The 12,767-nt window shown below is 73.9% G+C and carries 12 protein-coding genes; 5 read left to right on the forward strand and 7 right to left on the reverse strand.

What is annotated here, in order from left to right:
• Positions 1 to 300: 300 nt before the first annotated feature.
• On the reverse strand, positions 301 to 2,346 hold the full coding sequence (locus ACIGXJ_RS02830) for a bifunctional glycosyltransferase 87/phosphatase PAP2 family protein (RefSeq protein WP_399640728.1): 2,046 nt from the start codon (positions 2,344 to 2,346) through the stop codon (positions 301 to 303).
• A 275-nt stretch (positions 2,347 to 2,621) separates the two neighbouring features.
• Here ACIGXJ_RS02830 and ACIGXJ_RS02835 point away from each other — a divergent pair, with 275 nt between their 5' ends.
• Together ACIGXJ_RS02835 and ACIGXJ_RS02840 are read left to right on the forward strand one after the other, a co-directional pair.
• Complete coding sequence (locus tag ACIGXJ_RS02835) at positions 2,622 to 3,863, forward strand: DUF2330 domain-containing protein (RefSeq protein ID WP_399640731.1); 1,242 nt, start codon at positions 2,622 to 2,624, stop codon at positions 3,861 to 3,863.
• Positions 3,864 to 3,896: 33 nt separating this feature from the next.
• Positions 3,897 to 4,565 carry an O-methyltransferase gene (locus ACIGXJ_RS02840; protein WP_399640734.1) on the forward strand — a complete coding sequence of 223 codons (669 nt, stop codon included), beginning with the start codon at positions 3,897 to 3,899 and terminating at the stop codon, positions 4,563 to 4,565.
• A gap of 22 nt (positions 4,566 to 4,587) precedes the next feature.
• Here ACIGXJ_RS02840 and ACIGXJ_RS02845 read toward each other — a convergent pair whose 3' ends face one another.
• Positions 4,588 to 4,980, reverse strand: a complete 393-nt coding sequence (locus ACIGXJ_RS02845) for a hypothetical protein (RefSeq protein ID WP_399640736.1) — start codon at positions 4,978 to 4,980, stop codon at positions 4,588 to 4,590.
• Between the two features lie 102 nt (positions 4,981 to 5,082).
• On the opposite strand from ACIGXJ_RS02845, the gene ACIGXJ_RS02850 reads away from it, so the two are divergent.
• On the forward strand, positions 5,083 to 5,511 hold the full coding sequence (locus ACIGXJ_RS02850; RefSeq protein ID WP_399640739.1) for a DUF1992 domain-containing protein: 429 nt from the start codon (positions 5,083 to 5,085) through the stop codon (positions 5,509 to 5,511).
• A 237-nt stretch (positions 5,512 to 5,748) separates the two neighbouring features.
• Here the strand turns inward: ACIGXJ_RS02850 and ACIGXJ_RS02855 are convergent, their stop codons facing one another.
• Together ACIGXJ_RS02855 and ACIGXJ_RS02860 are read right to left on the reverse strand one after the other, a co-directional pair.
• Complete coding sequence (locus ACIGXJ_RS02855) at positions 5,749 to 6,501, reverse strand: hypothetical protein (RefSeq protein ID WP_399640741.1); 753 nt, start codon at positions 6,499 to 6,501, stop codon at positions 5,749 to 5,751.
• Positions 6,498 to 7,094, reverse strand: a complete 597-nt coding sequence (locus ACIGXJ_RS02860) for a hypothetical protein (protein WP_399640744.1) — start codon at positions 7,092 to 7,094, stop codon at positions 6,498 to 6,500. Before ACIGXJ_RS02860 ends, ACIGXJ_RS02855 begins: the two co-directional genes overlap by 4 nt.
• Positions 7,095 to 7,272: 178 nt before the next feature.
• On the opposite strand from ACIGXJ_RS02860, the gene ACIGXJ_RS02865 reads away from it, so the two are divergent.
• Positions 7,273 to 7,779 (forward strand): GNAT family N-acetyltransferase, encoded by a 507-nt coding sequence (locus tag ACIGXJ_RS02865; protein WP_399640747.1) that lies wholly within the window; start codon positions 7,273 to 7,275, stop codon positions 7,777 to 7,779.
• Positions 7,780 to 7,788: 9 nt separating this feature from the next.
• Here ACIGXJ_RS02865 and ACIGXJ_RS02870 read toward each other — a convergent pair whose 3' ends face one another.
• Positions 7,789 to 9,855 (reverse strand): DHA2 family efflux MFS transporter permease subunit, encoded by a 2,067-nt coding sequence (locus ACIGXJ_RS02870; RefSeq protein WP_399640751.1) that lies wholly within the window; start codon positions 9,853 to 9,855, stop codon positions 7,789 to 7,791.
• Positions 9,856 to 10,016: 161 nt separating this feature from the next.
• Here ACIGXJ_RS02870 and ACIGXJ_RS02875 point away from each other — a divergent pair, with 161 nt between their 5' ends.
• Positions 10,017 to 11,099 carry a peptidoglycan-binding protein gene (locus ACIGXJ_RS02875; protein WP_399640753.1) on the forward strand — a complete coding sequence of 361 codons (1,083 nt, stop codon included), beginning with the start codon at positions 10,017 to 10,019 and terminating at the stop codon, positions 11,097 to 11,099.
• A 63-nt stretch (positions 11,100 to 11,162) separates the two neighbouring features.
• Here ACIGXJ_RS02875 and ACIGXJ_RS02880 read toward each other — a convergent pair whose 3' ends face one another.
• Positions 11,163 to 11,831: an HAD family hydrolase gene (locus ACIGXJ_RS02880; protein WP_399640756.1), complete on the reverse strand. Its 669-nt coding sequence runs from the start codon at positions 11,829 to 11,831 to the stop codon at positions 11,163 to 11,165.
• Positions 11,832 to 11,998: 167 nt separating this feature from the next.
• Positions 11,999 to 12,580 carry a TMEM165/GDT1 family protein gene (locus ACIGXJ_RS02885; protein WP_399640758.1) on the reverse strand — a complete coding sequence of 194 codons (582 nt, stop codon included), beginning with the start codon at positions 12,578 to 12,580 and terminating at the stop codon, positions 11,999 to 12,001.
• Positions 12,581 to 12,767: the final 187 nt, after the last annotated feature.

Here is a 12,767-nt window from a genome sequence, read left to right on the forward strand (position 1 = left end):
TTGGCACTAGTAGCCAGATGGCCCGCGCAGGCTTTCCGCAACCGTCGCAGGGGCGGTCTCAGGTACGGCTCTGCAACCCGGGCGACCGGGCGGCAGGGGACATGGAGAGGTGAGTCGATGGACCCTTCGAAGGGACCCGTATGGTTCCAGCGGCACGAGTGGTGGATCCGCCTGATGTTCCAGGCGCTGGTCATGCTCGGGACGGTGGTGGCCGCGGTCGCAGCACTGCTGCGCTGAGCCGCGAACAGGTGGCGTCACGGTCCGCCGGGCCCAGACACGGGCCCGGCGGACGCCGGCCGCCTAGTTCCGCACCGCCACCCGCTCCTCCTCCCCCCGCGCCTGCTCCGCCGCCGCGACGGCCACCCGTGCCCTCGGGCCCTGGAAGACGTACGCCAGCCCGAAGCCGGCGGCGACGACGGCGGCGCCGCCGGCCGCGTCGAGGATCCAGTGGTTGCCGGTCGCGACGATGGCCGAGACGGTGAACAGGGGGTGCAGCAGTCCGAGCGCCTTCATCCAGGGCTTCGGGGCGACGACGGCGATGACCAGGCCGCACCACAGGGACCAGCCGAAGTGGAGGGACGGCATCGCGGCGTACTGGTTCGTCAGTGCGGTCAGGGTGCCGTAGTCGGGCTTGGTGAAGTCCTGGACGCCGTGGACGGTGTCGACGACGCCGAGGGCAGGCATCAGCCGGGGCGGGGCGAGGGGGTAGAGCCAGAAGCCGGCCAGGGCGAGCAGGGTGGTCAGGCCGAGGCTGGAACGCGCCCAGCGGTAGTCGACGGGGCGGCGCCGGTAGAGGACGGCGAGCACGGTCAGCGGGACCACGAAGTGGAACGACGTGTAGTAGAAGTCGAAGAACTCCCGCAGCCAGTCGATCTGCACCACGGCGTGGTTGACCGCGTGCTCGATGTCGATGTGCAGGAAGCGTTCCAGGGACAGGATCTGCTCGCCGTGCTCCTCGGCCCGCGCCCGGCCCGCCGAGTTGCTGCCGCCGGTCGCCGCGAGGCGGACCTGCTGGTAGGCGGCGTACGTGACCCGGATGAGCAGCAGCTCCAGGAGGAGGTTCGGGCGGGTCAGCACCCTGCGCAGGAACGGCAGCAGCGGGATGTGCCGGAAGCGGGCCGGGACCTGCGGGGCGTAGCGGGTGGGCACCGGCTCCTGGAAGTAGGGCGAGGTCCGGGAGAGGAAGGGCAGCGCGGTCGCGGCCAGCAGCGCCGCCAGCAGCACGCCGTTGTCCCGCAGCGGGTACAGCGCCGCCATGTTCGGCAGCATCATCTTCGCCGGCAGGATCATCACCAGCACCACCGCGACCGGCCACACGAACCGGTCCGAGGCCCGCCTGCCGACCCGGCCGACCACCGCGAGCAGCACCCACAGCAGCTGGTGCTGCCACGCCGTCGGCGCGACCACGATCGCCGTGCAGCCCGTGACGGCTACGGCGAGCAGCAGCTGGCCGTCCCGGGCGTAGCGCACCGCCCGGCGCAGGCCGAGGACGGCGACGGCGGCGCCCAGCGTCAGGAACAGGGCGACCTCCGGCGGGCCGGACAGGCCGAGCCGCAGCAGGGCGCCGTGCAGGGACTGGTTGCCGACCGCGTCGGCCGCGCCGCCGAGGCCGGTGCCCGCCAGGTGGTGGACCCAGTAGGTGGCCGAGTCGTGCGGCATCGCCGCCCAGGCGAGCCCGGTGGCGGCGGCGAAGGTGGCCACGGCGGCCCGGGCGGCCCGGCGTCTCTCGGTGAACCACAGCAGCGGCGCGAACAGCAGCAGCGTCGGCTGCAGGGCCGCCGCCAGGCCGATCAGCACCCCGCCGGCCCGCTGTCCGCGTACGGCGAAGCAGCCCAGCAGGACCAGCAGCACCGGGATGATGCTCGTCTGGCCGAGCCAGAGGGTGTTGCGCACCGGCAGCGACAGCATGAGCAGGCAGATCGCCACCGGGGCGGCGAACAGCGAGGTGCGCCGCCCGGCCGGCTGCGGCAGGGCACGGGCGGCGACCAGGCCGAGCGCGACCACCAGCAGCAGCGTGCCGAACGTCCAGCCCCAGCCGAGGGCTTGTTCAGCCGAACGAGTGAGGGGCTTGAGGACCAGACCTCCGAACGGCGTGCCCGTGAAGCGGGAGGAGTCGTACAGCGAGCCCTCCACGTGCAGCACGCCGTCCGGGCCCACCCAGGTCTCCAGGTCGGTCAGCCGCTCGCCGCGCGGCGAGCCGAGGACGGCGGCCATCTGCCGAACGGCGAGGACCAGGGCGGCCAGCCACACGGCGAGCCGGGCCGCGCGCAGCCGGGTCCGGGCCGCGCCGACGGCCGTCGCTCCGAGGGCCTTCGCGGGTCGCCCGCTGTGCTCCGCATTCGCCACGCCTCGTCGGCCTCCCGCCCCGTCCGTCCCGTCCGTCCTGTGATACGTGAGGTGCTTCTGCGAACCCTATGGGGGTTCGCACCCATAGGAGTAGGACGCGAGCGGCCCCCGGTCCACCTGACGTCCGAACTCGTTTTGTCCGGATGGCGACGGTCGGGCCGGTCTTGGCCGGCCGTCCGCCGCGGGGGCGCGGATCGCCGCAGGTGGGATCGGGAACCGCAGCTTCCGCACGGTCGTCGCAAGTTCGTGGTCGGATCTTGGGAGGGCTCGGGGGAATGGCCGGTTTCTTGCGGTTCGAACGGACACGCGCGCGTGGACACCTGCGGGTGCCGACCGTCCTGCTGGCGCTCCTCGGCGTCCAGCTCGGCGCACAGCTGGTGGCACCCGCGTACGCCTGTGGCTGCGGCGCGATGCTGCCGGACGCGGGACAGCGGGTGCAGGTGGACCGCGAGGAGTCCGTGGTCCGCTGGGACGGGGAGGCAGCCGGGGACGGGGACCGGGAGGGTGCCGGGGGCCGGGAGCAGATCCTGATGCGGCTGACCGTCGGCGGCGACGCCCGGCGCGCCGCGTGGATCATGCCGGTGCCGCACCGCGCGACCGTACGTCTCGGCGACCCCGGCATCTTCGACGAGCTGGCGTCCGCGACCGCGCCCGTGCACCGCGACCGGCACTACTTCTGGCCGCGGGAGGGCGACTGGCCCTTCGACTCGCCGACCAGCGGCGACACGGCCGGAGCGCCGCCCCGCGCGGACGCCGCCGCGCCCGGCGTCGGCGTGGTCGGCCGCCAGCGCCTCGGCCCCTTCGACGTGGCCCGGCTGACGGCGACGGACCCGGACGCCCTGGAGGGCTGGCTGCGCGAGAACGGCTTCAGCCTCCCGGACCGGCTGCGGGTGGCGCTGCGCCCGTACGTCGAGCTGGGCTGGGAGTACGTGGCGATCCGGCTGGCACCGGAGGTGACGGGAACGCCGTCCGCCTCGCCCTCTCCCGCCCCCTCGCCGCCGTCGCCGTACGGGGCCCCCTCCGGCGGTGTGCTGGGCGGGGCGCTCGATCCGCTGCACATCAGCTTCGCCGCCGAGGAGCCGGTGTACCCGATGCGGCTGTCGCGGCTGGCGGCGGCCCCGCAGTCGCTGGCGCTGTACGTCCTGGCCGGCCACCGCATGGAGCCGCGCTCGCGGATCGGCGGGGAGCGGCCGCGGGTGACCTTCGCGGGGCGGCTGGACCCGGCCGGCCCGGGCCCGCTGGCGCGACTCGCGCAGGGGACGCCGTATCTGACGGCGATCACGCAGGAGTTCCCCGAGCCGTCCCGGATCTCCGGCGACCACGAGCTGACCCGCGCGGCCGCGGACACCCCCTACCGGCAGGTGATCCACGACGACCGGCTGCTGACGGTCGGGGGCGTCCCGGTCTGGCTGCTGACGGTCGGCACAGGACTGGTTCTGGCCACGGGAACGGCAGTTGTCGTGTTCCGCGCCCGCGGGAGGCGTCGGGCGGCTACATTCGTTAGGGCAACTAGTTAGCACTTCTAACGAAGATATGAAAGGCACGCGGACATGAGCCAGTCAGAGTCCTGGGACGCAGTCGACGACTACTTCACCGACCTCCTCGCGCAGGACGACGACGCCCTGCAGGCCGCGCTGCGCGACAGCGAGGCCGCCGGCCTCCCGCCCATCGCCGTCTCCGCGCCGCAGGGCAAGCTGCTCCACCTCCTCGCCCAGGTGCAGGGCGCCCGCACCGTCCTGGAGATCGGCACCCTCGGCGGCTACAGCACCATCTGGCTGGCCCGCGCCCTCCCGGAGGACGGCCGGCTGATCTCCCTCGAGTACGACGCCCGGCACGCGGAGGTCGCCACCCGCAACCTCGCCCGCGCGGGCCTCGACAAGATCGCCGAGGTCCGGGTCGGCGCGGCCCTGGATTCCCTGCCGCGCCTCGCCGACGAGAACCCTCCGCCCTTCGACCTCGTCTTCATCGACGCCGACAAGGGCAACAACCCGCACTACGTGGAGTGGGCCCTGAAGCTCACCCGCGCGGGCAGTCTGATCGTCCTCGACAACGTCGTCCGCGGCGGCCGCGTCCTGGACGCCGACAGCACCGCCCCGGACGTCCAGGGCACCCGCGCCGCGCTCGAACTCTTCGCGGCGCACCCGAGGCTGACGGCCACGGCGGTCCAGACCGTCGGCGCCAAGGGCTGGGACGGCTTCGCGCTGGCCCGGGTGCTGTGAGGCCGGGGCCGTAGGGGCCCGGTCAGGCCTCGTGGTAGAAGCCGACGTTGACGCTGCGGGGCGCGGTGCGGTCCTGGACGACGATCTCGCCGTTGCCGCCGCGCGGCAGCCGCACCGTGCCGCCGTACGCGATGGTCTGGGCGTACTCGCCGATCGCGAGGCGCACCTCGGAGGACGGCTCGGCCTGCGAACCCCGCAGCCAGGTCACCTGCCACACCCCGTCGGGGCCGCACGCGAACTCCAGGTGCGCCCGGGACACGAACAGCCAGTCCTCCGGCGTCACCAGCCGGCACACCGACTTGTCCCGGCCCACCCGCAGCACGGCGCCGGGCTCGCTGGGCGCGTCCGCCATGAGCATTCCGGCCGTGGCACCCGCGTCCGTCCCGGAGACGGTGGCCATGGTCAGTTCCAGCACGTGCGCTCCCCTTGGAAGGTCCTCGAACGACAGCGGCCCGGTCGTCCCGCCGCCGCCGCATACTAAAACGCCCGGCGGGGTCCCGTCCGGCACAATGGGTTCATGACCGAGCGAAAGCCACCTGGCGTCAGCTTCGAGTCCTGGACCGACAAACAGATCCGCGACGCCGAGGCCCGCGGCGACTTCGCCCGACTCCCGGGCGCGGGCAAGCCCCTTCCCGCCGACGTCGAGCAGCCCTACGACGAACTGTGGTGGGTCAAGCGCAAGATGGCCCGCGAGGGCCTCACGGTCCTGCCGCCGACCCTCGCCCTGCGCAAGGAGGCCGAGGACGCCCTCGCGGCCGCGCTGCGCGCCCCGTCCGAGGGCGCCGCCCGCCGCATCATCGAGGCGGTCAACCCCAAGATCCGCGACATGATGTTCCGCCCGCCGCCCGGCCCGCCCCTGGGCCTGAAGCCGTACGACGTCGACGAGGTCGTACGGCACTGGCGCGCGGCCCGGTCGGCGGCGGACGAAGAGCACCCGGACGGCTAGGGCCTGTCGTTTGGATCATGTCGGCGTCGCGGGGTCTGGCACGCACATCTGCGGCGTTGTCGTCACTCGCCGACGCTCCGCGTCGACTCCCTCCTCCGCCTTGCAGCTGCACGCACCAGACCCCGCTCGACCCGGCCGAAAGACACAGTCCCTATCGGCCGACCTGATCCAAACGACAGGCCCTAGTCCGGGTGCTCGGTGCTCCGCTCTTCGGGGTGCCGGTGGTCCGGAGGGTCCTCAGGCGATGTCGCCGCGTTCCGTCCGGCCGGGGTGCTCCGCCGACCGCGGCGTCGGCGCCACCGTCGGCGAGTCCTCCTGCGGCTTCGCCATGGCGTTGCGCTGGGCCTCGGTGGCCGGGGGCGGGGGCGGCGGGGCCCCGGGGTCCATGCCGTGTCCGGGGGTCGGGTCCATGCCCTGGCCGGGGGCCGGGCCCAGGTCGCCGCCGGTGCCGGGGCGCATGCCCTGCCCGGTGCCCGGGGTCAGGTAGTCGCCGGAGCCGGGGCCCGTGGGCTGACCGGCACCGGGTGCCGTACCCCGGCCTCCTCCACCGGGTCCGTGGGCCATGCCCTCACCCGGACCCGAGACCGTGCCCGCGGTACCCGTCGCCCCGGCGGCGCCCATGGCGGACGCGCGGGAGCCGTTGCGGGGGCCGCCGTCGTGGCCGTCGCCGCCGCCCTCGTGCAGGAGCAGCTCCGCCAGCTCGCGGTAGTCGCGCAGGGCGAGGCGGAGTCGCTCGGTGTCGTCCGCCGTGCTGCCCGGCGCGTCGCCGGACTGCCAGGACATTCGCAGGGTGCGCCGGCGCCGGGTGACGGCGTCGGTGAAGCGCGCCGCGATCTCCTCCAGCGTGCGGTCGGCCTCCTCGACGGCGTGCCGCGGTTCGTCCACGAACTCGGCCACGGCGTGCTGGAGCCGCTGTTCGAACCGGTCGCAGTCCTCACGTGCCAGCAGCGGGGCGGCATGGCCGCCCGCCGGACCTGTCACCTGGGTCATATGCCTCGACTCCCCTTCTTGTCCGCGCTCCCGGCTCCCGCCCCCACCAGGTCCTCGAACAGCTCGCGCGCCTCGATCATGGCCTCGCGCATCTCCTCGGTGGCCGTCCGCTCCGCGCCCTGTCCGTCGGGCGCGTGGGCGAGGCGGTGGACATGCCGGTAGCCCTGCACATGGTGGGCGTGGTGCACGGAGAGGGCCGACAGCTGGTCGTCGTAGTGCGCGCTGTCGGGGAAGCCGCGGGCCTCCGCGGCCTCGGCGAGCAGATGGTCCGCCTCGGACACGGCCGCGCGCGGCGCGTCGACGAACAGCTCCTGCGCGGCGGCCCAGCGGGCCTCGAAACGCTCGCGCCGGGCCGGGTCGAGCGGCTCCGGGTGCAGGTCGCCGTGACGTTCGAGGCGCTGGGCGAGTTCGCGTTCCGCGGCCTGGGTGTCCCCGTCGTGCCGTGCCACGGCACGGTCGTACTCGGGTCCGAAGCGCCGCCGCAGGTCCTGTCCGCCGTGCGGGCGGCGGGCCCGCAGTGCGAAGAAGGCGGCGACGGCGATGACCAGGACCGCCCCGATCACGATCAAAGCGATGATCAGTCCTGTGGACATGAAAGCCTTCCGGGTTCTCGATCCCCGCCGGCCCCTTCATTGGGCCGGTTCCGAGGGACGGGTTGCCCGGCAGACCGGCCTGAAACTGCCGCGGCCGGTGCTGACCGGCGTGTTCCGGCCGACGGCTGCGGAGTTAATCGTTTGCGCGGGCCGCCCGCCCGCTCCGGAGAATGACCGCATGAATGACCGCGTGACCACCTGGACCATCGCCCCCGAGCCCGTCGACTCGCCGGTCGCCACCGCGCTGTGGCGGGCGTACTACACCGAGGTCAGCGACCGCTGGTACCTGCTGCACCAGGGCCGTCGTACCGACCCGGACGAGCTGGAGCGGGAGATCGCGGCCGGGGCGGTCGACGGGCTGGTGCCGCCCGCGGGGCGGCTGCTCCTGGCGCTCTGCGACGGTGAGCCGGCCGGCATGGCGGGCGTCCGGCTGGCCGGCGCCGGCACGGCCGAGCTGAAGCGGGTGTTCCTCAGGGAGGGCATGCGCGGCAAGGGCGGCGCGGCCCTGCTGGTGTCCGCCGCCGAGGACACGGCCCGCGAGCTCGGCGCCCAGCGGATGATCCTCGACACCCGCGGCGACCTCATCGAGGCGCGCACCCTGTACGCCCGGCTCGGCTACCGGGAGACGGAGCGGCACAACGACGAGCCGTACGCGGAGCACTGGTTCACCAAGGACCTGCTGTGACCCCGCTCGTCACCTCAGCCGCACCGCCGGCCTGCCGTCGTGCGGCTCCTCCCGCTCCGAGCCGCACAGTTCGCCGTTGAGTTCCTTGACCAGCTGGACGAGGTCGGTGGGCCGGTCGGGGCCCCACCAGTCGCCGAGCATCTCCGCCAGGGACTCCTCCCGTGCCTGCGCCAGCCGCTCGGCGACCGCGCGGCCCGGTTCGGTCAGCACCAGGTCGATCCCGTCACGCCGGGCCAGCCCCCGCTCCTCGACCTGACGGGCCGACTCGATGATCACGGACAGCGGCACCGGGCTGCGCTCGGCCAGCACGGCCGGCTCGACGCTCCCGTACCGCTTGATCCGCAGCAGCAGCCAGCTCGACGCCGGCAGCAGGTCGTACCCGGCGCGGGCGGTGATCCTCCGGTACACCTCGCGCCGCCCCTCGCGTGTGCCCAGCGCCGACAGCGCCCGGCACACCTCGTCGTGGGAAGACCGCTCGACCGGGTTGCTGGCCAGCGTCTCGGTGACGTCCGGCGCGGTCACCGAGGCCCGCAGCCGGTCCTCCCGCAGGAACCACGCGAGGACGAAGCCGAGGAGCGCGACCGGGGCGGCGTACAGGAAGACGTCGGTGATGGCGGACGCGTACGCGTGCAGCGCGGCCGGGCGCAGCCGCGGCGGCAGTGAGCCGATGCCGCGCGGGTCGGAGGCGAGCGAGTCGGCCGAGACGCCGGACGGGAGCCGCACGCCGCGGAAGGCGTCCGCGAGCTTGTCGCCGAGCCGGCCCGCGAAGACCGTACCGAACACGGCGACGCCGAAGGAGGCGCCGATGGAGCGGAAGAAGGTGGCGCCGGAGGTGGCCACACCGAGGTCCTCGTAGCCGACGGCGTTCTGCACGATCAGCACCAGGACCTGCATGACGAGGCCCAGTCCGAGGCCGAAGACGAAGAAGTACGCGCTCATCTCGCCGGTGGAGCTGTGCTCGTCGAGCTGGTGCAGCAGGAGCAGGCCGAGGGTGGTGACGGCGGTGCCGGCGAGGGGGAAGACCTTCCAGCGGCCGGTGCGGCTGACGATCTGGCCGGAGACGGTCGAGGACAGCAGCAGCCCGAACACCATCGGCAGCATGTGCACACCGGACATGGTCGGGCTGATGCCGTGCACGACCTGGAGGAAGGTCGGCAGATAGGTCATCGCGCCGAACATGGCGAAGCCGACGATGAAGCTGATGACGGCGGACAGGGTGAAGGTGCGGATGCGGAACAGCTTCAGCGGCAGCACCGGTTCGGCGGCCCGCCGCTCGACCGCGACGAACGCCACCGCGAGCAGCACGCCGAGCACCGCGAGCCCGATGATCTGCGCCGAGTCCCAGTCCCAGGTGGTGCCGCCGAGGGAGGCGACCAGGACCAGGCAGGTGGCGACCGAGGCGATGAGGAACGTGCCGAGGTAGTCGATGGTGTGCCGGGTCGACTTCGGCGGCAGCCGCAGTACGGCCGCGATGACGACGAGCGCGACGGCGCCGACGGGCAGGTTGACGTAGAACACCCAGCGCCAGCTCAGATGCTCGGTGAACAGACCGCCGAGCAGCGGGCCGAGGACGCTGGTGGCGCCGAAGACCGCGCCGAACAGGCCCTGGTAGCGGCCGCGGTCGCGGGGCGGGACGAGATCACCGACGATCGCCATCGACAGCACCATCAGCCCGCCGCCGCCCAGCCCCTGCACCGCGCGGAAGGCGATCAGCTGCGGCATGTCCTGCGCGAGTCCGCACAGCGCGGAACCGACCAGGAAGATCACGATGGCCGTCTGGAAGAGCCGCTTGCGTCCGTACTGGTCGCCGAGCTTGCCCCACAGCGGGGTGGCGGCGGTGGCGGCCAGCATGTAGGCGGTGACGACCCAGGACAGGTGGTCCAGGCCGCCGAGGTCGCTGACGATGGTCGGCAGGGCGGTGGAGACGATGGTCTGGTCGAGGGCGGCCAGCAGCATCCCGAGGAGCAGGGCGCCGATGGAGACGAGGACGTTGCCGGGGACGTGCTCCTGATCGGCGCCCTGTGCGCCGGGCGCCCGCAGCGCCTGTCCGGTGTTCCCCTGCGCGTCGTGGGCCATGAAGACCTCCCGAGGCTCTCGTCGACAACTCCATCGTGGTGGGTGTGTCCTGTTATGGCCTGTCGAGTCCTGTCGGACGCCGGAATTCCGGGGGCTTCGGGGGGATGGGGGCGCCGGTGTCTGCATAATCACCTGTGTTCGCTAGGGGGAGGACCGAACACATGACCGACACACAGGGGCGTCCGTGCCCGGAGTGCGGGGCGCTGCCGGGGCCTGACCACACCCCGTCCTGCGGATGCGGCCTGCGCGCGGCCGAGGCGCTGCGGGAGGCCCGCACGGCGGAGGCCGCCGCGGCGGAGGACTTCGACCCCCTGCGCATCCGCCCGTACGTCGACCTGGACGCGGCCGGCTCCTCGGCGGGGGCGGGGCCGGGGCAGCGTGCCCACGCCGGCCCGGAGGCGGCCGGCCCCGGGTCCGGCCCCGCGCACCCGGACGACGAGCCGACCCAGGCCCTGCCCGCCGTGCCGCCGACCGCGCCGACCGCGCCGGAGGCACCCGAGGCCGCCACCACCGCCCTGCCGACCCCGCTGGTGCCCTCCGCGGTCCCGCCCAGCGACCAGGACCTGCGGCTGTTCGAGACGGCCGCCGCCGAGCCGGGCCCGTCGGCGGCCGGCCGGGGCGCGTCGCACCGGGGCCGCCGGGGCCGTACGGTGCTGCTCGCGGCGGGCGGGGCCGTCGTGGCGGTCGTGGCCGCGGCGGGGCTGGCGAGCGGGATGTTCTCCTACGACACGCCCTCCCGGGACACCGCGCTGCCGAGCGACGTCCGCGAGGCGGCGCCCGAGGTGCGCACGAGCGAGGCCCAGAGCCCGGCCCCCGCCCCCTCCGGCACGTCGGCGAGCCCGGGGTCCGCGTCCCCGTCGCCCTCGGAGTCGGCGTCGCCGAGCCCCAGCGAGAGCCCGTCGCCCTCGCCGTCCGAGCCGAGCGCCTCACCCACGCCCACACCCTCGGCCACGCCGTCGTCGCCGTCCCCGACGCCCACGACGGCCTCCGCGGAGCCGGTCGACAGCCCGGACGGCGGCCCGGTGCTGCGCCGCGGCGACTACGGCCCGGAGGTCACCGAGCTCCAGCAGCGGCTGCGGCAGCTGTACCTCTACAACGGCGAGATCAACGGCAACTTCACCCCGCCCGTGGAGGACGCCCTGCGCAACTACCAGTGGGCCCGCGGCCTGGCGGACGGGTCCGAGCTGGGCGTGTACGACCAGCCGACCCGGACGATGCTGGAGTCGGAGACGAGCGAGCCCTAGCCGAAGCCACGGCCGGCCCAGGGGGCGTACGGCCCAGTGGCCCGGGCGGAGGCGGTGGCGGCGCTACGCCGCCGGGTCGACGTGCAGCCGGATCTCTCCGCCCGGCCCCGTCTCCACCCGCACCTGGGTGAGGTCGCGGACGAGGACGTCCGGGCGGTGGAAGCCGGCGCGCGGGCCGATGCCGACGACGCGCATGCCGGCCGCGCGGCCGGCCTGGATGCCGGCGCCGGAGTCCTCGAAGACGACGCAGTCGGCGGGGGAGACGCCGAGTTCGGCGGCGCCCTTGAGGAAGCCCTCGGGGTCCGGCTTGCTGGCGCCGACGGACTCGGCGGTGACCCGGACGTCGGGCAGCGGGAGCCCGGCGGCGGCCATGCGCGCGGTGGACAGGCCGACGTCGGCGGAGGTCACGAGCGCGTGCGGCAGGCCGCGCAGGGCGGCGAGGAAGGCGGGCGCGCCGGGCACGGGGACGACGCCGTCCATGTCGGCGGTCTCCTCGGCGAGCATGCGCGCGTTGTCGGCGAGGTTCTGCTCCATGGGCCGGTGCGGCAGCAGCACGGCCATGGAGGCGTGGCCCTGGCGGCCGTGGACGACCTTCATGACCTCGTCGCCGTCGAGGCCGTGCCGCTCGGCCCAGCGCCGCCAGATGCGTTCGACGACGGCGTCGGAGTTGACGAGGGTGCCGTCCATGTCGAGCAGGAGGGCGCGGGCGGTGAGCACGGTGGTGGCCGTCATCGGCAGGACTCCAAGCGGGTCAGGGGGTCCGGACGGTCCCCTGGGGACAAGGCGGCCCCGCCCGCCGGTCAGGGAGAACGGGCGGGAGCCACTTTGTTTCTCTACGGTACAAAACATGTCCGGCAGTACGCCACCCTCGGCGGAGATCCGTGGGAAGGCCCGCCGCCTCACCCGGCCACGGCCTCCCACAGGCTCCACAGCCCGAGGCCCAGCATCAGCAGCGCGGCGACCTTGGTGATGAGCACCAGCGGAACCCGCTTCATCAGGGCCTTTCCGCCGACGATGCCCAGCCCGGCGACCGCCCACAGGGCCAGCACCGCACCGAGGCCGACGGACAGCGGGTCGTCGTAACGGGCGGCGAGGTTGGCGGTCATGATCTGGGTCAGGTCACCGAACTCGGCGACCAGGATGAGCATGAACCCGGCCCCGGCGACCTTGAGGAAGGACTGGTTCTCCGGCCGGCGGACCTCCTCCTCGTCCTCGCCCTTCTTCATCAGCAGCACGGCCGCACCGCCCAGGAAGAGCACGCCGGTCAGCGCGTGCACGATCTGCTGGGGCAGCAGGGTGAGCACGCTGCCGGCCGCGACGGCGAGCGCCACATGCAGCGCGAAGGCGGCGGCGACGCCCGCGAAGACGTAGGAGGCGCGGTAGCGGGTGCCGAGGACGAGGCCGGCGAGCGCGGTCTTGTCGGGCACTTCGGCGAGGAAGACGACGCCGAAGACGAGCGCCGTGACGGACAGGCTGATCAAGGTTCCTCAATCGGTCGGGGGCTGCCCCCACCGAGAGTGCGTGAACCCTTCGGACGCGACCTCGGCAAGGGCAGCACACGTCACCCGCGCCGGGGGGCGCGGGCGGGCACTGCTTGCCGAAGGTCTCGCTGGCCGGTCCCGGTGAGGACCCGGCTCCGGGCGCCGGCCCAGCTGAGCTGAGCAGTAT

The sequence above is a fragment of the Streptomyces sp. NPDC053367 genome, assembly GCF_044545925.1.
In the GTDB taxonomy this organism is placed as follows: Bacteria; Actinomycetota; Actinomycetes; order Streptomycetales; family Streptomycetaceae; genus Streptomyces.

Coding starts and splice junctions, on each gene's coding strand:
- ACIGXJ_RS02865 (WP_399640747.1), top strand. CDS start 7,273: ATGAATGACCGCGTGACCACCTGGACCATCGCCCCCGAGCCCGTCGAC.
- ACIGXJ_RS02860 (WP_399640744.1), bottom strand. CDS start 7,094: ATGTCCACAGGACTGATCATCGCTTTGATCGTGATCGGGGCGGTCCTG.
- ACIGXJ_RS02835 (WP_399640731.1), top strand. CDS start 2,622: ATGGCCGGTTTCTTGCGGTTCGAACGGACACGCGCGCGTGGACACCTG.
- ACIGXJ_RS02850 (WP_399640739.1), top strand. CDS start 5,083: ATGACCGAGCGAAAGCCACCTGGCGTCAGCTTCGAGTCCTGGACCGAC.
- ACIGXJ_RS02880 (WP_399640756.1), bottom strand. CDS start 11,831: ATGACGGCCACCACCGTGCTCACCGCCCGCGCCCTCCTGCTCGACATG.
- ACIGXJ_RS02870 (WP_399640751.1), bottom strand. CDS start 9,855: ATGGCCCACGACGCGCAGGGGAACACCGGACAGGCGCTGCGGGCGCCC.
- ACIGXJ_RS02855 (WP_399640741.1), bottom strand. CDS start 6,501: ATGACCCAGGTGACAGGTCCGGCGGGCGGCCATGCCGCCCCGCTGCTG.
- ACIGXJ_RS02875 (WP_399640753.1), top strand. CDS start 10,017: ATGACCGACACACAGGGGCGTCCGTGCCCGGAGTGCGGGGCGCTGCCG.
- ACIGXJ_RS02840 (WP_399640734.1), top strand. CDS start 3,897: ATGAGCCAGTCAGAGTCCTGGGACGCAGTCGACGACTACTTCACCGAC.